Below are 25,942 nucleotides of genomic sequence, written 5' to 3'. Positions count from 1 at the left end.
TGGGGATACCCTTAGCTTCCTTATGGCTTTAGCTCTCAGCGGGTTGCGGCGCCGGCAAAATTCGACAGAGCGCCACTCACTTTTTCCAGCACTGCGTCGCAGCCCTCAATAGCGTGCCTGGCTTTCAGGTACTCGGGGTCGTTATAACCGAGCCAGACTTGCCCACTCTCGTCTTCCCATATTAACGCTTTCTGGGGCAAATCGACTGCCACACTCTGGGCGCACTGCATGAGTGGTGAACCCACTTTCGGGTTGCCAAAAATCACCACCTCAGTCGGTCGCAACTCCAAACCCACAGACTCGGCACCAGCGGCATGATTGATCCGGTTCATGATTTTCATACCATTGTCGCTCAGAGCCGCTTCAAGTTTGTCAGCGGTGGCCGCTACGCTGTGATTGCTTTTGACCACAATCAGGCCGTCTGCAGCATGGGCTGCACTCGCACACAGCACTAAAAGAAGGGGTAATACGACGATCCTGAACATATTCATCAAGCGCTTCCTCTTTATGAATGACAAGGCCCATACTAGACCATTCATGCCTCTCCAAGAAGCCGGGCAAATGATTTTACCTAGCTGCCAAACAGCGCCGAGCGCAAGGGTCGCAGAAAACCTCGAGGCTTGTACTCCTGGGCTCTGGTCTTCTCGCCATCAAACTCGATATATCCGTCTTCAATGGGTTCAAACCGCAGGATTTTTACATCTGCCAGATAGTTCTGGGAAGACTTCCAGGGGCCGTGAGTGCCCTGGCGTGGAAGCCGATCCTGAGCCCGCTTTATGTAGCCTGCATCCAGAGAGCCCAACACGGTGTCTTTACCGAGACTGTTGCCGGTATCTCTGGCAAGTGCCACACGCCTGCCTCGCCGGTCCATGTGGTTAATCAGGCGGCAAAGATATTCACTCGCGATATCCGCTTTCAGGGTCCAGGAAATATTGGTGTACCCGAAAATCATACCCGCATTGGGCACCCCTTCTACCATCACATTCTTGTAGACAACTTTATCTTTCAGAATCACTTCCTGGCCGTCCACCCGTGGCTTTACGCCCCCAAGCATCTGAATATCCAGGCCCGTGGCCGGAATAATGATGTCTGCGTCCAGGTGCGCGCCGGATTCCAGTTGAATGCCATTTTTAGTGAAGCGCTGGATGTGATCGGTTGCGATAGACGCCCTGCCCGTTTTCAACGCCTTGAACAGGTCGCCGTCTTTCACCACGCATAAGCGCTGATCCCAGGGGTTGTAGTCTGGCGTGAAGTGGCGCATATCGGCTTTATCGCCAACCTGCCGCTTGATAATGCCCAGAAACAGGCGGCGCATAGTTGCCGGGCTTTTACGGGAGCGTTGATATAAAAAACGGGACATGGAGATGTTTCGGGCCCGGGTCAGTCGGTAGGCGGCCTTGGGAGACAGCACCCTTTGCAACGCGAGCGTTATCTTATCTGTGGACGGCATGGGCACCAGGTAGGTCGGTGAGCGCTGCAGCATGGTCACGTGGCCGGCTTCTTCGGCCAGAGTGGGCACCAGGGTAATCGCCGTCGCCCCGCTGCCAATAACCACGACTTTTTTGCCCTCGTAATTCAGGTCTTCCGGCCAGTGCTGAGGGTGCACAATAACGCCTGTAAAATCCGCCTCTCCGGGGAAATCCGGCTTATAACCCTGATCATAGTTATAGTAGCCGGTACATCCAATCAGAAAGCTGGCGGTGTAGGTTTCAGGCTTGCCGCTCGCTTCATTCAAAGCAATCAGTTTCCAGCATTTATCCACACTGGACCAATCTGCAGTTTGCACCGCCCGGCCATACCGGATGTGCCGCTCAACGTCATACTCTTTGGCTGTTTCAGCCACATACTGTTTAATGGAAGCGCCATCCGCCAGCACCTTGCCGCCGGTCCAGGGGCGGAAGTTGTAGCCAAATGTGAACATGTCGGAATCTGAACGTATGCCCGGATAGCGGAAGAGGTCCCAGGTCCCGCCGAGCGTCTGGCGCCGTTCCAGAATGGCGAAGGACTTGCCCGGGCATTCCCGCTTCAGATGGCAGGCCATACCGATACCGGACACCCCGGCACCAATAATCAATACATCAAAATGCTGTTCGCTCATAACCGGCCTCTCGATTCCATTGTCGTTATTCTGGCAACGCACTGGAAATCAAGATAACGCAACGGGGTACCATGAAAAATTGGCCCGCACGGTCGCAGGTTGCTGCGGTTTAGGCCAGTTTTCGGATACTAGTGGCAGAATGCTCTGCCCATAGCCGGTAAGCATCCAGGCCAGGGTGGAAGCCATCCGAAGCCATAAACCCGGGCTCGAAAGGAAAGGAAACACAAAGGTATTCAAGGTTACTGCGACGGCTGCAGATACTTTCCATCAGTCCGTTCAACTGCCTGGCCCGCATACCCAGATACCAGCGTAAGGGCTGAGGTAAGGACGGGAACAGATGCATGGGAGGAATAGCGGTGAACAGAACTCGGGTGGCACCCAGATCGTGTAGCAGGCAGTCCGAAAGCTCGTTCAGAGCCGAAAGCCACTGCTGTGTGCTGGTGCGGCCGGTAACGTCGTTTACACCAACCGAGACGAGCACTACATCGTAGCGATCTTCCGCTGAAGCTTTGACTGCCTCCAGAACATCGACTGCTTTACGACCTGTTTCCGCCAGCACACTCCAGATCACGCGATGATCACTGGCCAGGTTTCTGACCAACTGCCCCACCAGTGCGTCCTGCTGGTTGCTCACGCCCACACCGGCGGCAGCTGAATCCCCAAGGATAAGCAGCCGAAGCTCCGGCCCTTTACCAGCAACGCCCTGGCGCTCGCCCTCAGGCTCTGGCAAGCGCGGCGTTACTCTGCGTACATGCCGCCCCTGGCCAATAAGAACCGGCGCCAGCGCGAGCGTCGACAAAGGGTAAAGCATGACGTATGTACCCGGTCAGTCGTGGTGGCCAATCGGCCCTTCTGTAAACAGAAACTCCCGCAAGTGCTTGTCCATCACCGGATCCTTACGACGGATCCACTCGAGCACCATAGCCGCATGTTCTTTTTCCTCGTCACGGTTGTGCTCAAGAATCGCTTTCAACTCGGCATCCTTGCAGGCATCCACCCGCTGGTTGTACCAATCAACCGCCTCAAACTCCTCCATCAGGGAAACCACGGCGCGGTGCATTTCGCGGGTTTCATCCGTCAGTTCACCAACTGGCTCGTGATAACTATCGCTCGACATAATCTGGTCCCTCTACATTTGGTTTTATACAGGTGCACAAGACATTTTTTAACACAACAACACTGTCTGACAATAGCCGAAAATCCAGCGCTTAAACACCATGGTTTCATTTGAGCCGTATCAAGGGCTGTGGCAAAGTCTTAAGACAAGCTGACCGGGATAAATTCTTGATGAAAACCGTCTTCTCACCACTGCATAGCCTCCGCTCAGTCAAAACTGAACTGGATGGCGGCATATTGATTCAACCCCACGAAAAACCGTCCCGGGCAGAGACCATCCTTGCACGCGTAAAAGCGCAAATGCTCGGTGACGTACTAGGGCCGGAAGAGTTTGGCCTCGAGCCGGTCAAACGCGTGCACACAGCGGATTACGTGGAATTTCTTGAGCACTGCTGGACGGACTGGGTAGCGGAAGGCAAACCGGGAGAAGCCATCCCCGCCGTCTGGTGTGGCCGGGGCATGCGGCCACGGGTACCCAAAGACATTGACGGCCGTCTCGGCTACTACAGCTTTGCCGCCGAGACCTCCATTTCCGACGGTACATGGGAAGCGGCCCGCGCTTCTGCCAACGTCGCACTGACGGCTCAGAAGCTGGTCGCCAATGGTGAGCGGGCCGTTTTCGCCCTGTGCCGACCGCCTGGCCACCACGCCCATGCCGACCTGTTCGGTGGCTACTGTTTCTTCAACAACGCAGCCATTACAGCCCAGGCCTTTCGGGATCAGGGTTGCGAACGTGTTGCCATTCTCGATGTGGACTTCCACCATGGCAACGGTACCCAGGCCATCTTCTATGGCCGCAGCGATGTGCTGACAATCAGCCTGCACGGCGATCCGGACCTGGTATTCCCCCACTTCCTCGGTTTCGAGGATGAAGCCGGTGAGGGAGAAGGTGAAGGCTATAACCTGAATATCGTTTACCCTCCGGGAACGCCCTATGGCGCCTGGAGCAAGGGTCTGGAAACCGCCTGCGAACGCATTGCAGCATTCAAGCCGGACGCTCTGGTTATTGCCCTGGGGGTAGATACGTTTGAAGACGACCCGATCTCATTCTTTAAACTGAAATCGGCGGATTACCTGTCGCTGGGCAAGCGCATTGAGCAGTTAGGGCTACCCACCGTATTCACCATGGAAGGCGGTTACGACGTGGACGCCATCGGCGTTAATGCAGTGAACGTGATGCAAGGCTTCGAGAACTGGAAATGAACATAGGGGTTAACAACTACTAGACGACCGGTCTAGTAGGCTTTATCCTTCTGCCATGGATAAACACCACAATACCTGCCAACACCTGCTGGACACCGGCCGCGAAATCCTTGCTGCACGGGGTTTCAGTTCGGTTGGATTGAGTACTATTCTTCAACAGGCAGGTGTGCCGAAAGGTTCCTTCTATCACTACTTCAAGTCGAAAGAAAGCTTCGGCCAGGCAGTGCTGGAAGATTATTTCGACGGTTATATGCAAAACCTTGCGGTGCGTTTCAACGACGGCCCCGAACCGGCGCTGGATCGACTTATGAGTTATTGGGTTGATTGGCAACACCAATACTGCGGCCCAGAAGGACTCAAGGATTGCCTGGTGGTCAAACTCAGTGCCGAAGTCGCCGATCTATCTGAGGCTATGCGCCTCACACTGCGGGATGGCACCGGCAACATCATCAGCAATATCGCCGAGTGCATTGATGCCGCAATAGCCGAAGGGTCGTTGCCCGACCAGGATTCCCGACAACTGGCCGCCAGTCTCTACCAGCTATGGTTAGGCGCCAGCCTGCTGACCAAGCTCCATCGAGACAATCAGCACATGACGTATGCGATGGTCTTAACTCAGGAATTACTTTCAGGTTAGGAAAGCCTCTACAAGCAAATGGCCAACAGGCCTTATTTTTTTACATCAAAACTAGTCGACCGGTCTATTCCTTTCGTATCCCAGACCCACTATGAGGATTGAGAATGAACAACTTTGATTTTTACAACCCGACCCGCATCGCTTTTGGAGAAGGTAAAATTGCCGAGCTTGATAAGCTCGTGCCCCAAGACGCCAAAGTGCTGGTGCTCTTCGGCGGAGAGAGCGCCCGCCGTACCGGCACCCTGGCTGAAGTGAAATCATCCCTTGGCAACCGCCAGGTTTCAGAGTTTGGCGGCATTGAACCAAACCCGAGCTTCGAAACCCTGATGAAAGCAGTTGCCCAGGTGCGAGAGCAAAACGTCGACTTTCTGCTTGCTGTAGGCGGCGGATCCGTTATCGACGGCACCAAATTTGTGGCCGCGGCGGCCGTTTTCGAGGGCGACGAGTGGGATATTCTGCTGCAAGGCGGTAACAACATTAAACGCGCTCTGCCCTTCGGCTCTGTACTCACTTTGCCGGCCACCGGTTCCGAGATGAACAAAGGCGCAGTAGTCACTCGCAAGTCACTGAAAGCAAAGCTGCCGTTCCACAGTGACCTGGTGTTCCCGCAGTTCTCAGTACTCGACCCTACTAAAACCTACACTCTGCCGTTACGCCAGGTAGGTAATGGGGTTGTCGATGCCTTCGTCCATGTGGTGGAGCAATACCTGACCTATCCAGCCCAGGCTCCGGTTCAGGATCGCTTCGCAGAAGGGCTGCTACTGACATTGACCGAAATCGGCAAACAGGCACTGGTTGACCCCGAGAACTACGAGATCCGTGCCAGTCTGATGTGGACAGCCACGCTGGCCTTGAACGGCCTGATCGGCAGCGGCGTCCCGCAGGACTGGTCCACCCACATGCTGGGGCATGAGCTGACCGCCCTGCACAATCTTGATCACGCCCAAACACTGGCGATTGTATTGCCCTCAATGCTACGTGAACGCAAGGCTGAGAAGCTCGACAAACTGGTCCAGTACGGTGAACGCGTCTGGGATATCCGGGATGGCACTCCCGAAGAGAGGGCAGAAGCCGCCATTGCCAAAACCCGTAACTTCTTTGAATCACTCGGTGTGAAAACCCGCCTCAGCGATTACGATCTGGGCGAAAGCGACATTGAGTCGCTAATTGAAAGCCTGGAAAGCCACGGCATGGTGGCACTTGGTGAACACGGTGATATCACGCCTGATGTATGTCGCCGAGTACTTCAGGCAAGCCTGTAAGATAAACGAGTCCTTTTGCGGGGCCCTGCTGTGATTGCAGGTGCCCCTTTTTTTGCATATCCGATGGGGAGGGGGGTCAGCCCTTGAAGCCCTTGCCAACCACATAGACTTCCCGGGAGCGGGCGCGGGACGAATCCGGCTTGCGCACCACCACCTTATCGAACACCGCCCTGGCGGCTTTCAGGAATTCTTCATAGCCTTCACCCTGAAACACCTTGGCGACGAAACTGCCTTTGGGCTTGAGCACCTGACAGGCCATATCCAATGCCAACTCCACCAGATACATGGAAGATGCCTGGTCGGCCACCGTTACCCCGCTTATGTTCGGCGCCATATCCGAAATCACCACATCCACCGGGCTGTCTCCCAGTTTGGTCATGATCTCTTCAAATACCGAGTCTTCAGTGAAGTCGCCCTGAATGAATTCCACCCCGGCAATGGCGTCCATAGGCAATATGTCAGAGGCCAGCAGCCTGCCCTTGTGGCCGACCAGATTGACGGCCACTTGCGACCAGCCACCCGGCGCGGAGCCAAGATCCATCACCACCATATTGGGAGCAATCAGCCGATCCTTCTTGTTGATTTCAAGAAGCTTGTAACTGGCCCGCGAGCGATAGCCGTCCACCTGCGCCTGTTTTACGAAGGGGTCGTTCACGTGCTCTTCAAGCCAGCGGTTACTGCTTTTGGATCGGGCCATAGGGACTCATCAAAAGGGGAAAGCGGACACACCATTCTACGTGTCCCATCCGCCTGCGGCAAAATCCTGACATCCGGGCCGGGCGCACGTACAATTGCCGCAACATTTTCCGATTCTTTTATCACCGGCTATTAACCCGTCACCGACGGCGAGATCCGGGCAGGACCTACTATGATCCGCCTTACCGAACTGGCGCTGCCACTGGACCACCCCGAAAGCGCCCTGCGAGCCGCAATCCTCGAACGGCTGGGCATCGACGACGCCGATCTGGCGGATTTCACCGTCTTCAAGCGCAGTTACGACGCCCGCAAGAAAAATTCCGAGATCAAGTTCGTTTACATTGTTGATCTTAACGCCCGGAATGAAGAGGCCATTCTGGCCCGCTTTGAAAAAGACCAGCACGTGCGGCTGGCGCCGGATACCGCCTATTATCCCGTTGCACAGGCGCCCGCCGGCCTCACCGAGCGCCCGATCGTGATCGGCTTCGGCCCCTGTGGGCTGTTTGCAGCCCTGATTCTGGCCCAGATGGGGTTCCGCCCGATTGTACTGGAGCGCGGGAAGAACGTGCGCAGCCGTACCAAAGACACCTGGGCCCTGTGGCGGAAAAAGCAGCTTTCACCGGAATCCAACGTCCAGTTTGGTGAAGGCGGTGCTGGCCTGTTCTCGGACGGCAAGCTTTACAGCCAGATCAAGGATCCGAAATTCTTTGGTCGCAAGGTGATGCACGAGTTTATCCGGGCCGGTGCACCGGAAGAGATCCTGTACGTCAGCAAGCCCCATATAGGAACCTTCCGGCTGACGGGTGTGGTGTCCACCATGCGCGAGGAAATTATCCGCCTGGGCGGCGAGATTCGTTTTGAAAGCAAAGTCACTGACTTGCTCATCGACAACGGCCGCATTGAGGGCGTAGAGCTGGACACCGGGGAACAACTGCACAGCCGATATGTGATTTTGTCTGTCGGTCACAGCGCGCGCGATGTCTTTCGAATGCTGCAACGCAATGACGTGTTTATTGAAGCCAAGCCCTTTGCCATCGGCTTTCGCATCGAGCACCCACAATCGCTCATCGACAACGCTCGCCTGGGCAAATACGCCGGTCATCCCGCGCTGGGAGCTGCGGACTATAAACTGGTGTATCACGCCAGCAACGGGCGCGCGGTTTACAGTTTTTGCATGTGTCCTGGGGGAACCGTAGTCGCTGCAACCTCGGAACCCGGCCGGGTCGTCACCAACGGTATGAGCCAGTATTCGCGCAATGAGCGCAACGCCAATGCCGGCATTGTGGTGGCTATTCATCCGGAAGAAGACTTTCCCGGAGGCCCTCTGGCCGGCGTGGATATGCAGGAAGCTCTGGAGTCAAAGGCCTATACGCTTGGCGGCAGTGATTATTGCGCGCCCGCGCAGCTGGTGGGCGATTTCATCAAACGCAAACCCTCCAGCGAACTGGGCGAAGTCGAGCCTTCCTACAAACCGGGTATCAAGCTGGGCGATCTTGCACCTTCGCTGCCGCCCTACGCCATCGACGCCATTCGCGAGGCGCTGCCGGCTTTCGGCAAGCAGATCCGGGGCTTCGACCGCAAAGACGCCATTCTGACCGGCATAGAAACCCGCACCTCCTCCCCCGTGCGCATCACCCGGGATCGCACCAGCCTGCAGAGCCTGAATACCCGGGGGCTATACCCGGCAGGCGAAGGCGCAGGCTATGCAGGCGGTATTCTCTCGGCTGGCGTGGATGGCATCAAGGTTGCCGAAGCTCTGGCTCTGGCCATGCTGGAAGATCTGGCCACCAACAGCGGAAGCGAATCGTGAAGCTGGATGACATAAAAAAACTGCATCAGAAAAAATACCGTCAGGCACTGGGCCACTATCTGGTCGAAGGCGAGCATCTGGTGCTGGAACTCCAGAAAGCAGCAGCCCGCCAGCCCCGGCTGAACGCTTCCGAGCTTTATGTAACCGGCGTGTTTGAACATTGGGCAAGTCCATTCAAAACCCACCAGGTTAATGATCGCCAGATGGCCCAGCTTGCCGATACCCGCACGCCTCAAGGGATTCTTGCCGTGGTGCCCATGCCGGAGAAAGGCCTCGAGCCTGCAGCGGACCCCGGCGAAAAAGCGGTTTACCTGCACGAAGTACAGGATCCTGGAAACCTGGGGACAATTTTACGCACTTTGGCCTGGTTTGGCGGATTTCGCTGCCTTCTGAGCCCCGGCAGCGTCGACCCCTACAATCCGAAAGTAGTGCGCGCCAGCATGGGTGCCATATTTCACGTACCGGTGGAAACTGACGTCCCACTGGATAGCCTGAGCAACCGCTACCATTCTATCGCCTGCCTCGATCTGAACGGCGACAAACTGACATCGGAGCCCTTCAGCACACACGATTGCTATCTGTTTGGCAACGAAGCCCGAGGCGTACCACAGGAAGTACTGGCTCAGCTGGCAGCAACGCCCTACACCATTTCAGGCAAAGGCGAAATCGAATCCCTGAATCTGGCTTCCGCAGTCAACATGTGTGCCTATGAGCTTGCCCGGGACAGCTGACCGGTAGCGGTGGTCTATATTGGCAATAATCCTGGCCGTTATCGCCATTGCCTGTAGCTTGCTAATTGGCGACTATCAAAGCCTGATGCCCTGAACCGGATGCCTGATTATGGATCGATACCTCCAGCCCACTGAGTTTTTTGACTACAACCAGCCTGAACTGAAGGCCTGGATTGCGGCCCGACTGGAGGGCGTACCTGAAGATAAGGTAGAACAGGCAAAGGCCCTGTATCTGGCAGCCCGGGACAGCGTGAGCTACAACCCCTACATTTTCCGCCCCGAACCCGAAACCTTCAGCGCCAGCTATGCTCTCAAAACCGGCGAAAGCTACTGCATTCCCAAGGCGGTATTGCTGGGCGCAGCAGCAAGGTCCATCGGCATACCCAGCCGCCTGGGCCTTGCCGATGTGCGCAATCATCTCTCAAGCCCGAAACTGATCGAATGGCTGCGTTCAGACATCTTCCGCATGCACGGGTTTATCGAGCTATATCTCAACGGGCGCTGGGTGAAAGCAACGCCGGCGTTTAACAAACAGCTTTGTGAATTGATGAACGTAGAGCCACTGGAGTTTGATGGCGTCAACGACTCCATTTTCCAGGAGTACACCGAGGCCGGTGAAGCACATATGGAATACGTGAACGATCACGGTCTTTTCGACGACGTTCCCCACAACTTCATTTTGTCCGGAATAAAAGAGGCTTACGGTCACCTGTTTTCAGAAGAAGGTGCACCAGAAATAGTCGATGGAAGTCTGGCGCAAGATATATCCGGGCGCTGAAACGCAAAACGGCACTCGCCTGCTGTGGGAGTGCCGTTTACGAACCAGAGCCGGGAACTGGATCAGGCTCCCACCCCTCCTGCCAATTACCTTATTCCACAGAATTGCGAATCAGGAAGTCAAAAGCACTCAACGCAGCTTTCGAGCCCTCCCCCATGGAAATCACAATCTGTTTGTAGGGCACGGTTGTCGCATCACCGGCCGCAAAGACACCAGGAATCGATGTCTCGTTACGATCGTTAATGATGATCTCTCCGTGCTGGCTCAACTCGATATCGCCTTTCAGCCACTCGGTGTTGGGTACCAGGCCGATCTGGACGAACACGCCTTCCAAAGCCACATGGTGGTTTTCACCGGTGTTGCGGTCTGTGTAGTTCAGGCCGCTCACTCTGCCGTTCTCGCCAACCACTTCCGTGGTCTGACCAGAGGTAATAATGTCCACATTGTTGAGACTGCGCAGCTTTTTCTGCAGCACATCGTCTGCGCGCATTTCAGCACCAAACTCGATCAATGTGACATGACCAACGATACCGGCCAGGTCGATGGCAGCTTCCACACCGGAGTTACCACCACCGATCACCGCAACGTGTTTACCCTTGAACAGCGGGCCGTCACAGTGAGGGCAATAGGCCACACCTTTGTTACGGTATTCATCCTCTCCCGGAACACCCAGCGGGCGCCAGCGCGCACCGGTGGACAGCACAATCGTGCGGGCCTTGAGCGACGCACCATTAGCCAGACGGACCTCGTGTGGCATTCCACGCTTGGCAGCCGGAATCAGCTTCTCGGCATGCTGCATGTTCATGATATCGACGTCATATTCTTTAACGTGCTGCTCCATGGCGGCAACCAGTTTCGGGCCTTCGGTATAAGGCACAGAAATCAGGTTCTCGATACCCATGGTGTCGGCTACCTGTCCACCGAAACGATCGGCGGCAATACCGGTAGAGATACCTTTACGCGCTGCGTAGATCGCTGCTGCTGAGCCAGCCGGCCCGCCACCAATCACCAGAACCTCGAAGGTGTCTTTCTGGTTGATCTTCTCGGCTTCTTTTTCCTCAGACTTGGTGTCCAGCCTGGAAACGATCTCTTCCAGCGTCATGCGGCCCTGGCCCCAGGGTTCTCCATTCAGGTAAACGCTCGGTACGGCCATAACTTCGCGCTTTTCCACTTCATCCTGGAACAAAGCACCATCAATGGCCGTGTGACGCACACCCGGGTTCAAAACACTCATCAGGTTCAGCGCCTGAACCACATCCGGGCAATTCTGACACGACAGGGAAAAATAGGTCTCAAACTCGAAGTCACCGTCCAATTGCTGGATTTGTTCGATCACTTCCTGCGACGCCTTGGAAGGGTGCCCACCGACTTGCAGCAACGCGAGAACCAGAGAAGTAAACTCGTGCCCCATCGGAATGCCGGCGAAGCGAACGCCCATATCGCTGCCAATGCGGTTTATCGCGAAGGAAGGGCGACGCACATCGTTCGAAGCTTCCGTGCGCAGGCTGATTTTCTCGGACATCGGCTCGATTTCTTCCAGAAGCTGCTTCAGCTCCTGGGACTTATCGCTATCATCATAGGCTGCCACCAGCTCAATCGGCTGCTGCAGCTTTTCCATATAAGCCTTCAATTGTTGCTTGATATTGGCATCCAACATGTAACGATTCCCCTCTTGAGTTCTTTAGGCTGACCGCCAGAATCCGTAAAATCAAAATGATCTGTGATTAAGATATATTCCAAAGATACGGAGTGGCTTAAAAAAGCTCAAATTAATTGATGCAAACCAATTGATAGGCAGTTGCTATTATTACTTTGATGCGGTTACGAATAGCGAATACCCATCCAAGCCTTACCCCGGTACCATGTTACCAGGCGTCGCAACGTCACCCTTTGCACTCAGGATAAGCAGCACATGTTTCCAGATCGTTATCACTCAACCCAGAACGGATGCGTACACATTTCCGCATCTCAGGCCAGTCTGTTCGCAAAAGAAGTGGCCGGGGATTTCAACCCGATTCACGATCCGGACGCACGCCGTTTCTGCGTTCCCGGAGACCTTCTTTTTGCCGTGGTCGTCGCACGCTTCGGGCTTTCACGACACATGACCTTCCAGTTCCGTGCACTGCTGGGTGACGGCGTCCCTCTGGAGTTCCGGGAAAGCGATGACGAAACCATCGAAGTGTGCGATCAGAACGGCAAGGTCTACCTGGAAGTAACCCGTAGCGGCGAGGTAACCCGGGACAGACAAGTGATCGAAGAGTTTATTCGCTGCTATGTGGCGGCCTCCGGCAAGAACTTCCCACACACTCTGAAGCCACTTATGGAATCAAAGAATGTGATGTTCAACCCGGATCGCCCCATGGTGATGTACGCCAGCATGAGTCTCACTCTGGACAGCCTGGACGCAGCGTCACCGGAGTTGGAACTGCACAATGCCGACCTGGAAGCAAATGGCAAGCGTGGCAATGTCACCCTTGATTACCGGTTGATCTCTGATGGCAAACCCGTGGGCGAAGTGACGAAACATCTGGTACTGGGCGGACTGCGACCCTACTGCCCGGATGCCATGGCAGAGGTGATCGAAGAATTCTATCGCCTTAAGGCACGCGGCTCCCGGTACGGTGTCGATACAGCCAGTTCCTGATACAGATCGTCTTTTCAGAGCTGGTTCATGGCTACAATGATCCTTATGAACTTCGCAGTCACAAGGACGAATAGCCATGACCAGCGAACAATCGCCGTTAGCGCCTTATAGACTTTCTTCCGATGCCGTCATCTCGGCTTTGGGTAGCAACGGACAAAACGGCCTTGATGGTGATGAAGCCGATCAACGCCTGGAGCGTGATGGCCCGAACGAGCTTAGCGCTTCCAGACCAGTCCCCGGCTGGCGCAAGCTGCTCGCCCAATTCTCCGACACGCTGGTTATTCTGCTCCTGCTCGCCGCTGCCATCTCCTCGGCGCTGTGGCTGATAGAGCGGGACTCACCTCTTCCCTACGAAGCCATTGCGATACTGGCCATTGTGCTTTTTAACGCCGCTATGGGTTATATCCAGCAGGCGCGTGCGGAACAGGCCGTTGCGGAATTACAGCAGATGTCTGCCGCCCAGGCCCGGGTGATACGGGACGGGCAACAGCAGAGTATCCCGGCAGCCAGGCTTGTAGCCGGTGATATTATCCTGGTAGAAGAAGGCGATACGATTCCCGCCGACAGCCGGCTCATTCAATCTGTGTCTCTGCAAACCTCAGAAGCAACACTGACCGGCGAAAGCCTTCCTGAATCCAAAGACCCGGAAACCATCATCGACGACGCCCCTATAGGTGATCGCCAGAACATGATTTTCAGCGGCACTACGGTTACCTATGGCCGCGGAACGGCGATAGTAACCGCAACCGGCATGCAGTCTCAGATAGGCCAGATTGCCGGTATGCTGGAGCAGGCACCTCCAGAGACCACGCCACTGCAGCAGGATCTTGCCCGAGTTGGCAGAATGCTGGGGCTGGTGGTCATCATGATTGCGGTGGTGATAATCCTCACCATTATTCTGGTGGATCACGTCACCGGCTTTTCCGCCCTGTTCGATGTTCTGATTCTTGGCGTCGCCCTGGCAGTGGCTGCTGTACCCGAAGGCCTGCCAGCTATAGTCACCGCTGTCCTGGCCCTCGGGGTCCAGCGCATGGCACGCCGTAACGCCATTGTGCGCCACCTGGCAGCCGTAGAGACTCTTGGCGCAGCCAATGTGATCGCCTCCGACAAGACTGGCACCCTGACCCGCAACGAAATGACCGTGAAAGCGATCGTTACAGCCAGTGGGCGGGTTACCCTGGGCGGCACGGGATACGAGCCAGCGGGCGAGGTTAGCGTGCATACGACACTGCCCAGTAGCGGTTCAGTTGCTGTCAGCGAGCCGTTGCGAATGGAGCTGGAACGGGCGCTCACCGTCGGTGACCGCGCCACCAACGCGGTTTTGCAAGAAGACGACGGCCAGTGGACCGTGCAGGGTGACCCCACCGAAGGCGCTCTTCTGGTTGCTGCCAGAAAAATCGGACTGACGGAGGCGATCCTGGATGCCCGATATGAGCGTGTTGGTGAGGTACCTTTCTCATCCGAACGGAAAATGATGTCCACGCTTCATACCGACCGCCAACACAAAGGGCACATTCAGGTATTCACCAAGGGCGCGCCGGATGTTCTTCTGGGCCGCTGTGACCGGGAGCGCTTGGGAGACACTAGCCGCCCGTTAACCGAGGAACGTCGTTCCGAGATCCTGCAAGCCAACGAACAACTGGCCGGCGAAGCACTGCGTACACTCGGTGTTGCCGCCCGCTACCTGCCGGAGGATGGCTTTGAAGCCGATAATATCGACGACGATCTCGAGCAGGATCTGATATTCGTCGGCCTGATTGGCATGATTGATCCGCCCCGTGAAGAAGCCAAACAGGCTGTTGCCCAGGCCCGAAGCGCTGGTATCCGGCCCGTCATGATTACCGGCGATCACCCGGTTACAGCCGCTGTTATAGGGGCGGAGCTGGGCATCTGCACAGATGGCCGAGCCATCACCGGGGCAGAAATTGACGGCATGACGGACGAAGCTTTGTATCAGACCGTGCAGGACGTCTCCGTTTACGCCCGGGTTAACCCGGAGCATAAGCTACGCATCGTCAAAGCCCTGCAAAATGATAAGAACATAGTCGCCATGACCGGCGACGGAGTGAACGATGCTCCCGCCCTGAGAACGGCAGACATTGGTATAGCCATGGGTATTAACGGCACAGATGTTTCCCGCAAGGCCTCGGACATTATTCTGGCAGACGACAACTTTGCCACCATTGTTGCTGCCGTGGAGGAAGGCCGGACAATCTTCGCCAACATCCGAAAGTTCCTGCGCTACCTGTTGTCGTCCAACATCGGCGAAGTACTAACCATGTTCTTTGGTGTGCTTCTGGCCGATGTAATCGGGCTGACCGCAAACGGTGCTGGCCTGGCTCTGCCTCTGCTGGCAACCCAGATCCTCTGGATCAACATGGTCAGCGATGGCGCGCCGGCTTTGGCGCTCGGGCTGGATCCAGGCGATGGGGCGGCAATGACCAAGCCACCAAGGCCCAGGGGAGAAGGCATACTGACGCGCGACATGTGGGCCGGCATTGTTTTCGTCGGTATTATTACCGCAACCGGCACGCTTCTCGTACTTGATGCTTCCATGCCAGGTGGCCTGATAGCTGGTACAGGCAGCCTTGCCTATGGCCAGACCATGGCCTTTACTACCCTGGTTTTATTCTCGATGTTTACCGTGTTCATTTCGCGATCTGACGAACAAAGCGCTTTCAGCGGTCTGTTCTCCAATCTCTGGCTTTGGGCTGCTGTGGGCGGATCACTGTTGTTGCAAATGGCGGTGGTCTACCTGCCTTTCCTGCAAAAGCCTTTTTCCACCGTCAGTCTGAGCCTTGAGGACTGGCTGTTTTGTGCAGCGGTCGCCAGTTCGGTCTTATGGCTTCGGGAGCTAAGCAAAATGGTTATCCGCCTGCAAGAAAAAGAGAGTGGCCCAACCGCAGCGGGCAGCCGCTAATTTGCCATGAACCTGAACGCAAAAAACCCCGGTAGCCCGGGGTTTTCTGGCAGAAGCAGGCCCGTGTAACGAGCCTGTTCCGATTGATTCCCTGTTTAAGAGAACCTTAGATCTTGCCAACCAGATCCAGTGAAGGAGACAGGGTAGCTTCGCCTTCCTTCCACTTGGCCGGGCAAACTTCGCCAGGATGGTTGCGTACATACTGAGCGGCTTTCACTTTACGCATCAGATCGTCTGCATCACGGCCAATGCCTTCCGCAGTGATTTCCATCGCCTGGATAACGCCATCCGGATCGATCAGGAAGGTAGCACGGTCTGCAAGACCCTGGCCTTCACGCATCACACCAAAGTTATTGGAGATGGTGCCGGTCTGGTCGCCAACCATGTAGTACTGAATCTTGCCGATGGTCTCGGAGCTGTCGTGCCATGCTTTGTGGGTGAAGTGAGTGTCTGTAGATACAGAGAATACTTCAACGCCCATCTTCTGCAGCTCTTCGTAGTGATCCGCTACGTCGCCCAGCTCAGTGGGGCAAACGAAGGTGAAATCAGCTGGGTAGAAGAAAAAGATCCCCCACTTGCCTTTAACGTCTGCTTCGGAAATTTCTACGAACTCGCCCTGTTTGAAGGCGGTTGCGTTAAACGGTTTGATTTCAGAGTTGATAATGCCCATCAAATAAACTCCTTGGTTTGCCTATTGGTTAATTTATGGTGCTTACTGTAACGACCCTGAACACTTAAAGAAAATTGGTAATACCCAATCATTCTATAGCTGCAGGCTATCAATGATTATCACGAACATGTTTCACCTTTGCTACCGTCAATTCAGCAAAATCTGACTACAAGGCAACCTGATGCCAGCTTTTGCGCCTGGCTTACCAGGGGCCAACCACATAGCCGAGCTGCTCAGGTAGCCACAGCGCAATGCCCGGAATCAGCGCTACCAGAAGCAGGCTTATGCTCATAGCGGCAATAAACACCAACGCCCACCCAACTGTATGCTCCAGGCGAATATTTGCAATACGTGTTGTAACCATCAGGTTCACTGCCACTGGCGGCGTAAACTGCCCGATAGCAATGTTCATCGCCAGCAAGATACCGAACCATACCGGGTTCCAGCCAAAGTGGTTCATCAAGGGGAGCACGATGGGGATGAGAATCAGGTAAATCGATACCGCATCCAGCAACATGCCGGCAATCAGCACCAGCAACATTACCAGACCCAGCAACACCCAGCCGTTATCTGAAAGAGACAGCAAGGCATCTGCCAGATGCTGGAAGGTACCCAGAGTGGTTCCTGCCCAGGCAAAAATACCCGCCAGAGCAATAATCAGCATGACTACGCCAGAGGTCACCGCCGCGTCTGTCATCAGATCAAACAGGCTGCGTAAACTCAGATTCCGGTATACCACACAGCCCACAATGATGCCGTAGGCCACCGCAACAACGGCAGCTTCCGTAGGCGTGAACAGGCCGGACCTAAGCCCACCCAGAATGATAATCGGGGCAAACAATGCAGGCAGTGCGGCCTTGAAACTGGGCCACAAGGGCGGTCGCTCGGAGGTTTCCGGGTTCTCCCAGCCGAACTTGCGAGCAAGGTAAAGCGCCGGCACCAGCAGTGAAAGGCCGGCAAGAATCCCGGGGAACAACCCGGCGGCAAACAACGCTCGCAAATCAACGCCAGGCACCACAATGGAATAGAGAATCAACGCAATCGAGGGCGGAATCAGAATAGCCGTAGACGACGAAGCCGCAATCAGCGCAGCAGAAAAGGGCTGCGGATAACCAGCCTTGCGCATACTGGGCAGCATCACCATGGCCACTGCGGCCGCATCTGCCGGCCCTGAGCCGCTCATTCCACCCATGATCAGACACACCAGCACCGCAACAACGGTAAGGCTACCGTGGCGGGGGCCGATGATGGCCTGGGCAAAGCGCACCAGGCTGGCCGCGACACCGGCACGCTCGAAAATAAGACCGGTAAGAATGAAAAGTGGTATCGCGATAAGCGGATACTTCGACACGCTGTTGTAGGTATTGGTGCCAAAGGTGGCGAGCATGTCGGGTGACAAACCGGAGACGATCCCCACCAGCCCACCAAAACCCAGCGCAATGGCAACGGGAACGCCCAACAGCAAGGCCAGAAGAAAGCTGCCGATCATCAACAGATCAGGACTCATGGATAACCTCCGCGTCTTTCTTGCCACGCAGGCGGTCGATGAAGTTCTGGGTCATCCGGATAATAATCGCCGCCGACATCAGCGGCAGCCAGATCACGTAAATCCAGTTTGGCAGTCCTAACCCGGGGGACAGAGACTCCCAGTCGTATTCCTGCATCGCAAAGATAGCGCCATACCAGGTGGTTACCCCCATAACCGACACACCCACCAGCCATTGCACGACAAACAGGCCCTTCAGCACAGCGGACGGCAAATAATGCTCAATCAGCTCAATACGGATGTGCTGATTGTTGCGAGCGGCCACGGCTGCGCCAGCGAACGTAAGCAGCACCAGAAGAAACACCGAAAACTCTTCGGTGAAGGCAAAAGAGGCATCTGTGGTGTAGCGGACAATCACGTTGCCCAGGCTGATGACACAGATTGCGATCAAGGCCAGGGATGCCAGCCAGGCTTCCGGCCGGAACTTCGGGGGACGGGAGGGCATGAATACTCCGTTTCAGAATAAGCACCCACCGGAACCGGCAGGTGCCTGTACAACAGCGAGTTACTGCTTGCGGTTGGCGACAGCAGACTGGGCCTGCTTCACCAGGTCTTCCCCGATGCGCGGTGTCCACTTTTCATAGACTGCACTGGTTGCTTCTACAAATGCATCGTGCTGCGCCTGGGTCAGTTCCGTAACGGTTACACCGCGGTCCTTGATGGCTTGTAAGGTGTCCTCAAGCTCGGCGCGGGATTTTTCGATTTCCCACTTGCCGGCATCAATTGCCGCCTGCTTCAAAAGTGCCTGATCTTCGGCATTGAACTGGCCCCAAACACGGTTGCTGACCGCAAATACCAGCGGATCGGCCATGTAGTGCCACAACGTGAGATGCTCCTGCCCGACCTGATCAATACGTGCCACGTCAAAAACAGACAGCGGGTTTTCCTGGCCATCGACTGCACCAGTGGTCAGTGCGGGCTTGGCATCCGCCCAGCTCATCTGGGTCGGGTTCGCGCCCAGTTCGGAGAATGTGTCCTGGAACAATGGCGAACCTACAACCCGGATTTTCAGGCCTTCCAGGTCGGCTGGTTCACTGATAGCGAGCTTGGAATTCGACAACTCGCGGAAGCCGTTCTCGCCCCACGCCAGCGGAGTTACGCCGCGCTTTTCGATCGCTTCAAATACAGCTTTACCTGCATCGCCCTGGGTGATGGCATCGATGGCCGCGTTGTCAGGCATCAGGAATGGCAAGGAGAACAGGTTCAGTTCCGGAACCTGAGGCGACCAGTTGATGGTGGAGCCTACGGCCATATCGATCAGCCCTGAACGCATGGCGGAGAACTCTTTGGTCTGATCCCCAGAAACCAGTTGTGAATTGCTGTAGATCTTCATGTTAATGCGCCCTTCCGAGCGTTCTTTCACCAACTCGACCCATTTATCCGCAGCCTGGCCCCAGGGAAACGCCGACGGCAGTACGGTAGAAACCGTGTATTCATCTTTGTATTGAGCGTTCGCCGCAGAGCTGAGCAGCAGAGTCGCCGCAGCAACAGCGATCAAGGAACGGGATTTCAGCATTTTATTTTCCTTTTTTGTTGGCAAGGGAGCGTGCGACGAAGCACCGGACACATCGCAGCAATGGGCAATTATAGGAGGGGGTGTTGCTGAGACGCAAAACAAAACAACAGGGGCTGGTGATCTATTTCCTGACGTGGCAGAACTGCCACCTCATTACATATCCGTTGTTTTTATGTTCTCGTAACCATTGGCGTCTACACTATGCTGGATATGAAATCCTCAAAGCACAGTGGCAGCCATGGAAAGCAACGAGCATAGTGAACCCGGAAGCAGTCAAGTAAATAGCATTGCCAAGCCTGATAAGGCACTACTTGAAGCCGTTAACATACGCAGCCTTTCACTGGTTATTCTCACCAGCATCGCCACCCTCTTTTTCATAGACTGGGCCCAAGCCGTGCTACTGCCTCTGGTGGTCGCGGTAATGATCAGCTATGCGCTGGACCCCCTGGCATCAACACTTGATCGATTCAGAATCCCCCGGCCATTGAGCGCGGCCATCGTAATGGTTCTGATGCTGGGGTCGATCGCTGCCGCCAGTATCCCTCTGCAATCTGAAGCCATGGCTATGCTGGACAAGGTTCCTGTGGCGATCAGCGAGTTCCAGCGCAAGGAGGCCAGGGCTCCCGATACAGAAGAAGGCCTTATGGAAAAGGCCCAGGCTGCAGCAAAGAAAATCGAGGAATCTGCTGATCAGGACCAGAGCAACAGGCACCCGGCGCACGAGGGTGTAACGCCTGTTCGTGTGGTGGATAAACCGATGGATGTTCAGCAATACGTTTTGAAAGGCTCGCCTGCCGCAATCGTGCTTGTATCCCAGCTTTTCTCAGTATTGCTACTGGTGTATTTCATACTGGCAGCCGGGTCGCTGTACAAGCGCAAGGTTGTGAAAATCTCTGGCCCGTCATTCGGGCGCATGCGCAAAGCCGCCAGAATCATGAACGAGTTCCACCATCAGGTCCGGCGCTTTCTGTTCGTGATGTTTGTTGGTGCCCTGTTTGTAGGGGTTCTGACTTGGCTGGCATTCCTCGCCCTGGGAGTGGAGCAGGCGATGCTATGGGGCGTGGTAGCGGGTGTAGCCAGTGCAATTCCCTATCTGGGGCCATTTCTGGTGCTGGTTGGCACTGGTGTTGCGGCGTTCATCCAGTTTGGTGACTTGAATATGGCGATCATTGTCGCCGCCACATCACTGGTGGTTACCAGCATTCAGGGGTATCTGCTGACCCCATGGCTAACCAGTCAGGTTTCAAGCCTCAATGCCGTGGCGATTTTTGTCGGGCTTCTGTTCTGGGGCTGGCTCTGGGGGCCGGTGGGGCTGATCATAGCAACACCGCTTCTGATGATCATAAAATCTCTGTGTGATCATATTGTAAATCTTCGCCCGGTTGGCGAGTTACTGGGCAAATAGGACAAGAGCAGATAGCTAAACAAAAATCGGGAGACACGCCATGTTCGATACTGAAATCCCTGTACTGGATATGTTTATCCGGCTTCTTGCGGCGGCCGGCCTGGCGTTGCTTCTGGGCCTGGAGCGAGAGCTAAGGGGCAAGGCGGCGGGCTTGCGCTCACACATGCTGGTTTCTCTGGGCGCGTCCGCTTTTATCATCATGGGCATGCACATCCTGTTCGCCACTGCAGAAGGCGATCCCTCAGCCCGCATCGACCCGACCCGTATTGTTGAAGGTGTCATCGGAGGCATCGGGTTTCTCGGGGCCGGCAGCATAATACAGAGTCGCGGCAGCGTTCAGGGTATTACCACCGGGGCTTCAATCTGGATGGCGGGAGCCATCGGCGTGGCCTGTGGCCTTGGCATCTTCGCCCTCGCGGGCATGGTTACCTTGATGGCACTGATTATTATGGCGGTGCTGGGTCGGTTCGAGCATGAGGTTATCAAGGACAACTGAAAAGCGTTACCCCAGCTTTCTGTATTCCGTCTCACTCAGGGCTATTGGCCGGTAAAAGTGGGATTCCCCAAGATCAGTTTTCAACCAGTCTGTCATTGCAGACAGTACATCAATCTGGTTGGGGTAATCGTCATAACGCTGAGCACTCCAGTACCCCTGATTGTGAACAAAACTGTCGAAGAGCGTCATCTGAATATCGTATTTTGGGGCCCCTTCCCCGTCCGGTACGTCTCCACGAGCCTGAATGGTCAGTTCCGCCAGTGATCCTGCCTGGGGGCAGCTGATTGAACACTGCCGGGCATCAAGATCCATATGGATAAGGCCGTTTGCATACCGCATCACCATCGATCGCTCTTTAGCCCCCATAAACTTACCTGTACGCACATTGATTGCACTGGTAGCACCGGGCCTCGAACGCAATGACACGTAACTGGCGCCATAATCACTCAAGGAAAGCGCTTTGCTGCCCAGCCGGTCAGGCAAATTTTCGAGTAGGTGCCACTCAGCCTGCAAATCTGCCAGCTGCAAAGGCTCTTCCAGCACGTGGCTCAGAAGTGTTATGGGGTGTATCAGGGTCTCGAAGAACAGGCCTCCGGTTTCCTTTGCCAGGCTCCACTCGCGGGGATCCTCACCTTCAAAAAAGGTGATATCAACGCCAACAAGCTTGCCCAGTTGCAGTCGCAGATAAGCAAGCGCATCGGCCCCCACAGGGCGACCTGACGGCCTGCCTTTCACATTGATCTCAAGAAATCGTTGGTATTGAGGATTCAACGTAAGGAAATAGTTAAGGGGCAGCGCTTTTTCCAGCCAGTAGTAACTGAACAAAAATCCCCGTTCCATCAGCTGGTCCTGACACTGCCGAAGAACCGCCAACTCTGCGGCGGTCCCCACCAACGGCTTTTCAACACCGAAAACAATGCCTTCCTTTGCCAGAGCGGACACATAAGCGAGGTGACTCGCAGTAGGCGTTGCAACAATGGCATAAGACGATCGTTTTTTAATGAACTTGACCACCTCCTGCACTTTTTCTTCACTGTTCGCACTACTCTTCAGTAATTGAAAAGCCACGCCTTCTTTCCTGAGCTGATTCTGAAAGCTCTCATCAATACAATCGCTGATGATGGCGATCTGGCCGGGCAAGTAGAGTTTTTCCCCGATCAGCGCAGGCAGCATACGCTCCCGAACCACATCGCCCGCACCAATGATCGTAATATTCGGGCGCCTGCCAACGGGAATTGGAGGGATCAGGTTAATGATGTTGGCAATGATAAGTGCGGTGTAGATGTATCCGAAGGTGCCAATGGCCAGCTGGGCAGTCTGACTGCTCCGATACCCCTCAAAATCCAGGCTCAATGCCAGCGCCAGCACCTCGGACACGCTGACACCCATTAGTCCTGCCAACAGGAAAAACTGCGTTGCGAGCACAAAAGGTAGAGCAATAAAGTACTCCGCCTCGTTGAATATGGTCAGATGCTTTTCGATCAGAATCCGCAGCAACATGTAGTAAAACAGCCACATCACCGATTCAAACAGCAGCAGCGCAGCAATGGCTTTCACCAGCAGACTCAATCCGGTAGCGACTGCCTCAGGGATACCAGGCAAAGCTGGAACGAAAGGCGGGGCGAAGTAGAACGCCAGCGACAGGCATAACACCACCAGCAGATAGAGCTCTGAGTGCATGGCATGGAAATCCACGCGCTCTTTCTCATCGTTATTGGCCGCTTGCCGTTTCCGGAATATGAACTTTATCCACTGCAGGGGAGAAAGAACCCTGAGAACGAAAATCAGCCAATAAGTGACGGATGCAAAAATGCTGCGGTGTTTGCCCCAGGTATAAGACTCGTAATGTGGTTTGGTGCTGACTTTCGAGAACAAATCCATTGGGTCGAATCTTTTACCTGGTTGGCATTGGGGGTTAACTACGGAACGCAAGAACTCTGGTGCTAGCAATAGGCATGTATCAGTTGCAGAAGCCCACTGCCTACGCCTCGCGAAATCAATGTGATATGTTGTTCCTTAAGACACGTAAAAATACTTATGACAGTAAGAGAGCAAACGCCGAGGTCTTTCATGGCTCACAAGCTGCGCATGTTGAGCGGAGTATTTATTCCGCTGGCGTTCATTATTACGACTGGCTGTAGCCAGGGCAACTCTGGTCCTGACGTCAGTGCCAAGCCGGCAGAAAAGTTGGCACCTCCGGAGCAAACAGGCGTGCTGGAAATAGCCACACGCAATGGCTCCACCACCTATTACCTTGATCGCCATGAAAATCCGACTGGGCCGGAATATAGCCTGGCGTCGGAATTTGCTGCCAGCCAAGGCTGGACCATCAACTGGACCATGTACGATTCAACCGCCGCTGTGTTAAACGCACTGGAATCCGGCAACACCCACATGGCCGCTGCCGGGCTGACGCACCTGCCTTCGCGCACCGAGAAATTTACCCGCGGCCCCGCACACACAGAAATTACGGAACAACTGGTATGCCACCGTGAGATGCGCCCCATGCCCCGGGTGCCCGAAAACATACCCGGCGTAGGCATTACGGTAACAGCCGCATCCAGTTACGTGGAAACACTGAACAAACTTGCCAAGGATCACGAAGGCATCATATTTACCGAAGATAGCAGTAAAACAACCGAAGTACTGCTGTCAGAAGTGGCCCAGCAGACCATCGACTGTACTGTGGCAGACTCCAATATTGTCCAGGTCATGCGGCGCCACTTCCCTCATCTCGAAGTAGCCATGACCCTGACCAAGGGCAACAATCTGGGCTGGTACCTGCCGGCAAACTCCGATGAATTGGCGGGAGTTGCGCACGAATGGATGAACAGCACCGAGGGCGACGAAGCCATAGCTGATGTAGAAAGCCACTACTACGCCTACATTGGTGAGTTCGACTTCGTCGACCTACGGGCGCTCAACCGCCGCATCGACGAACGCCTTCCCGGCTTTATTAGCCGCTTCTCGGCGGCGGAAGCAGCCACAGGCATGCCAGCAGATTTACTGGCAGCACTGGCTTACCAGGAATCCCACTGGGACCCATCGGCCATCTCCCCCACAGGTGTTCGCGGCATAATGATGCTGACCCGGCGCACCGCGGAATCCCTGGGCGTGATGAACCGACTCGACCCTGTAGCCGCCATTGATGGGGGCGCCCGCTACCTGGCAGACCGCCACCGCAGGCTGCCGGATACCATTCCCGAGCCGGATCGTACCTTTTTGGCACTGGCGAGCTACAACATTGGTCGTGGCCATCTGCTGGACGCCCGACAGCTGGCGAGGGACCTGGGTAAAAACCCGGATTCCTGGGACGACATGAAAGAAGTACTGCCACTGAAAGCCGACAAACGGTATTACCCGAATACCCGCTACGGCTACGCTCGCGGTTACGAGCCGGTGCACTACGTGCAGCGTATCCGTAACTATCGCGACGTCATCAGCTCGGCATTCGACTAGCCATTCAATAGACCTTTTCTGCTCCTTCGGGGCGGGTCTTAAAGCGCTTGTGCAGCCACAGGTATTGATCAGGCTGTTCACGAATCGCGTCTTCAATGTAGCGATTCCAGACCTCCGTATCCTTGTGTTTATCGGCTCCAAAATTCGCCTGCACCGGAGAGAACACTACTCGATAGCCCCCGTCGGGCATGCGCAGGTGGCTTACGCACACCACTGCGGCTCCGGATACTTTTGCTATATAGCTTGGGGAAGTAATACATCCGGTTTCGACACCGAAAAAGGGCACGAACAACTCGGTTTTGCGGCCAAAATCCTGATCACAAGCGAACCAGACCTCACCGCCCTTTTTCAGAAATGACACCATGGGCCGAAGTTCACGCTTGGTGAAGGGTCGGATACTGAAATGACGGCGCCGGCCATTTTCAATCATACGGTCAATAACCGGATTGTTATTGGGCCGATAGACGTACCCCGGGTTTTTCAGGTGGCAGGCAATCAACGGTAACGCGAAATCAAAAATGCTGTAATGACCGCCAACCAATAATACGCCTCTGCCCTTGCTCCGCGCCTCTTTGAGGTGCTCCAGCCCCTGCACCTCGGTAGCTTCGTAATAAGGCGACATATCCCGCCACCAGGCATGGGTACTCTCCAGAAAACCGCGTGTGCAAGCGATAAAATTATCCTGCACCAGTTTTTTTCGGGCGTCCTCGTTTAGACCGGGAAAGCAGATAGCCAGGTTACGGCTAGCCACGCGAGCGCGGGATTTCAGTTTGCCACCAAGAAAACAACCCAGCTTTCTTCCCAGTTTTTGCTTGGAAGACATAGGCAGAAACGACAGCAGATACAGCATAAATACCAGCGCCCACGAGGGCCATAAACGCGGGTGCCAAAGCGGCTGTTTATTCTTTTTGGAAGATCTACGCATAGGTCAAAACCCGCTTAAACAGAGACCGTG

At 55.1% G+C, this 25,942-nt stretch carries 23 protein-coding genes; 11 read left to right on the top strand and 12 right to left on the bottom strand.

Features of this window, described 5'->3' with window-relative positions:
* Positions 1–35: 35 nt before the first annotated feature.
* The 4 genes from Q4606_RS00290 to Q4606_RS00275 form a co-directional block, all read right to left on the bottom strand.
* Complete coding sequence (locus Q4606_RS00290) at positions 36–491, bottom strand: DUF302 domain-containing protein (RefSeq protein WP_303606335.1); 456 nt, start codon at positions 489–491, stop codon at positions 36–38.
* Positions 492–571: 80 nt separating this feature from the next.
* Positions 572–2,098, bottom strand: coding sequence for an NAD(P)/FAD-dependent oxidoreductase (locus tag Q4606_RS00285; protein WP_303606334.1), 1,527 nt, complete (start codon positions 2,096–2,098; stop codon positions 572–574).
* A gap of 109 nt (positions 2,099–2,207) precedes the next feature.
* On the bottom strand, positions 2,208–2,909 hold the full coding sequence (locus Q4606_RS00280; protein ID WP_303595011.1) for an SGNH/GDSL hydrolase family protein: 702 nt from the start codon (positions 2,907–2,909) through the stop codon (positions 2,208–2,210).
* A 15-nt stretch (positions 2,910–2,924) separates the two neighbouring features.
* On the bottom strand, positions 2,925–3,215 hold the full coding sequence (locus Q4606_RS00275) for a ferritin-like domain-containing protein (RefSeq protein WP_303595012.1): 291 nt from the start codon (positions 3,213–3,215) through the stop codon (positions 2,925–2,927).
* A gap of 170 nt (positions 3,216–3,385) precedes the next feature.
* Here Q4606_RS00275 and Q4606_RS00270 point away from each other — a divergent pair, with 170 nt between their 5' ends.
* From Q4606_RS00270 to Q4606_RS00260, 3 genes are all read left to right on the top strand, one after another.
* On the top strand, positions 3,386–4,417 hold the full coding sequence (locus tag Q4606_RS00270) for a histone deacetylase family protein (protein ID WP_303606333.1): 1,032 nt from the start codon (positions 3,386–3,388) through the stop codon (positions 4,415–4,417).
* 55 nt (positions 4,418–4,472) lie between these two features.
* Positions 4,473–5,054 (top strand): TetR/AcrR family transcriptional regulator, encoded by a 582-nt coding sequence (locus Q4606_RS00265; protein WP_303606332.1) that lies wholly within the window; start codon positions 4,473–4,475, stop codon positions 5,052–5,054.
* A 104-nt stretch (positions 5,055–5,158) separates the two neighbouring features.
* Positions 5,159–6,316: an iron-containing alcohol dehydrogenase gene (locus Q4606_RS00260; protein WP_303606331.1), complete on the top strand. Its 1,158-nt coding sequence runs from the start codon at positions 5,159–5,161 to the stop codon at positions 6,314–6,316.
* A 76-nt stretch (positions 6,317–6,392) separates the two neighbouring features.
* Here Q4606_RS00260 and rlmE read toward each other — a convergent pair whose 3' ends face one another.
* Positions 6,393–7,013, bottom strand: a complete 621-nt coding sequence (gene rlmE / locus Q4606_RS00255) for a 23S rRNA (uridine(2552)-2'-O)-methyltransferase RlmE (protein WP_303595019.1) — start codon at positions 7,011–7,013, stop codon at positions 6,393–6,395.
* Between the two features lie 171 nt (positions 7,014–7,184).
* Between rlmE and Q4606_RS00250 the strand changes: the two genes are divergently transcribed.
* The 3 genes from Q4606_RS00250 to Q4606_RS00240 all read left to right on the top strand — a co-directional run bounded on the left by Q4606_RS00250 (position 7,185) and on the right by Q4606_RS00240 (position 10,331).
* Complete coding sequence (locus Q4606_RS00250) at positions 7,185–8,822, top strand: NAD(P)/FAD-dependent oxidoreductase (protein ID WP_303595020.1); 1,638 nt, start codon at positions 7,185–7,187, stop codon at positions 8,820–8,822.
* Positions 8,819–9,553 (top strand): RNA methyltransferase, encoded by a 735-nt coding sequence (locus tag Q4606_RS00245; RefSeq protein WP_303606330.1) that lies wholly within the window; start codon positions 8,819–8,821, stop codon positions 9,551–9,553. Before Q4606_RS00250 ends, Q4606_RS00245 begins: the two co-directional genes overlap by 4 nt.
* Positions 9,554–9,662: 109 nt before the next feature.
* A complete protein-coding gene (locus Q4606_RS00240) occupies positions 9,663–10,331 on the top strand; it encodes a transglutaminase family protein (RefSeq protein WP_303595023.1) in 669 nt (222 codons plus the stop codon).
* 91 nt (positions 10,332–10,422) lie between these two features.
* Here Q4606_RS00240 and ahpF read toward each other — a convergent pair whose 3' ends face one another.
* The gene (gene ahpF, locus Q4606_RS00235) at positions 10,423–11,988 is read right to left on the bottom strand and encodes an alkyl hydroperoxide reductase subunit F (protein ID WP_303595024.1); all 1,566 of its coding nucleotides are present in this window, start codon (positions 11,986–11,988) and stop codon (positions 10,423–10,425) included.
* 255 nt (positions 11,989–12,243) lie between these two features.
* On the opposite strand from ahpF, the gene Q4606_RS00230 reads away from it, so the two are divergent.
* Both Q4606_RS00230 and Q4606_RS00225 read left to right on the top strand, forming a co-directional pair.
* The gene (locus Q4606_RS00230) at positions 12,244–12,975 is read left to right on the top strand and encodes a DUF3581 domain-containing protein (RefSeq protein ID WP_303595025.1); all 732 of its coding nucleotides are present in this window, start codon (positions 12,244–12,246) and stop codon (positions 12,973–12,975) included.
* 76 nt (positions 12,976–13,051) lie between these two features.
* Positions 13,052–15,895, top strand: coding sequence for a cation-translocating P-type ATPase (locus Q4606_RS00225; protein WP_303606329.1), 2,844 nt, complete (start codon positions 13,052–13,054; stop codon positions 15,893–15,895).
* Positions 15,896–16,001: 106 nt separating this feature from the next.
* Here Q4606_RS00225 and ahpC read toward each other — a convergent pair whose 3' ends face one another.
* The 4 genes from ahpC to Q4606_RS00205 all read right to left on the bottom strand — a co-directional run bounded on the left by ahpC (position 16,002) and on the right by Q4606_RS00205 (position 19,627).
* Positions 16,002–16,565, bottom strand: coding sequence for an alkyl hydroperoxide reductase subunit C (gene ahpC, locus Q4606_RS00220; protein ID WP_303595028.1), 564 nt, complete (start codon positions 16,563–16,565; stop codon positions 16,002–16,004).
* A 202-nt stretch (positions 16,566–16,767) separates the two neighbouring features.
* Complete coding sequence (locus Q4606_RS00215) at positions 16,768–18,072, bottom strand: TRAP transporter large permease (protein WP_303595029.1); 1,305 nt, start codon at positions 18,070–18,072, stop codon at positions 16,768–16,770.
* Positions 18,062–18,556: a TRAP transporter small permease gene (locus Q4606_RS00210; RefSeq protein WP_303595031.1), complete on the bottom strand. Its 495-nt coding sequence runs from the start codon at positions 18,554–18,556 to the stop codon at positions 18,062–18,064. Before Q4606_RS00210 ends, Q4606_RS00215 begins: the two co-directional genes overlap by 11 nt.
* Positions 18,557–18,616: 60 nt before the next feature.
* Positions 18,617–19,627, bottom strand: a complete 1,011-nt coding sequence (locus Q4606_RS00205; RefSeq protein ID WP_303595032.1) for a DctP family TRAP transporter solute-binding subunit — start codon at positions 19,625–19,627, stop codon at positions 18,617–18,619.
* Positions 19,628–19,865: 238 nt separating this feature from the next.
* Here Q4606_RS00205 and Q4606_RS00200 point away from each other — a divergent pair, with 238 nt between their 5' ends.
* Complete coding sequence (locus Q4606_RS00200) at positions 19,866–21,032, top strand: AI-2E family transporter (protein WP_303606328.1); 1,167 nt, start codon at positions 19,866–19,868, stop codon at positions 21,030–21,032.
* A 40-nt stretch (positions 21,033–21,072) separates the two neighbouring features.
* Complete coding sequence (locus tag Q4606_RS00195) at positions 21,073–21,528, top strand: MgtC/SapB family protein (RefSeq protein WP_303606327.1); 456 nt, start codon at positions 21,073–21,075, stop codon at positions 21,526–21,528.
* A 6-nt stretch (positions 21,529–21,534) separates the two neighbouring features.
* Here Q4606_RS00195 and Q4606_RS00190 read toward each other — a convergent pair whose 3' ends face one another.
* Positions 21,535–23,409, bottom strand: coding sequence for a hypothetical protein (locus tag Q4606_RS00190; RefSeq protein ID WP_303606326.1), 1,875 nt, complete (start codon positions 23,407–23,409; stop codon positions 21,535–21,537).
* Between the two features lie 189 nt (positions 23,410–23,598).
* Here Q4606_RS00190 and mltF point away from each other — a divergent pair, with 189 nt between their 5' ends.
* Positions 23,599–24,987 (top strand): membrane-bound lytic murein transglycosylase MltF, encoded by a 1,389-nt coding sequence (gene mltF / locus Q4606_RS00185; protein WP_303595038.1) that lies wholly within the window; start codon positions 23,599–23,601, stop codon positions 24,985–24,987.
* A gap of 4 nt (positions 24,988–24,991) precedes the next feature.
* Here the strand turns inward: mltF and Q4606_RS00180 are convergent, their stop codons facing one another.
* The gene (locus Q4606_RS00180; RefSeq protein WP_303606325.1) at positions 24,992–25,912 is read right to left on the bottom strand and encodes a lysophospholipid acyltransferase family protein; all 921 of its coding nucleotides are present in this window, start codon (positions 25,910–25,912) and stop codon (positions 24,992–24,994) included.
* Positions 25,913–25,942: the final 30 nt, after the last annotated feature.

This window comes from Marinobacter sp. 1_MG-2023 (assembly GCF_030549045.1).
Classification (GTDB): Bacteria; Pseudomonadota; Gammaproteobacteria; order Pseudomonadales; family Oleiphilaceae; genus Marinobacter.
Note: the sequence above shows the minus strand (reverse complement) of the source record. Positions and strands in the feature narration are given on the sequence as shown.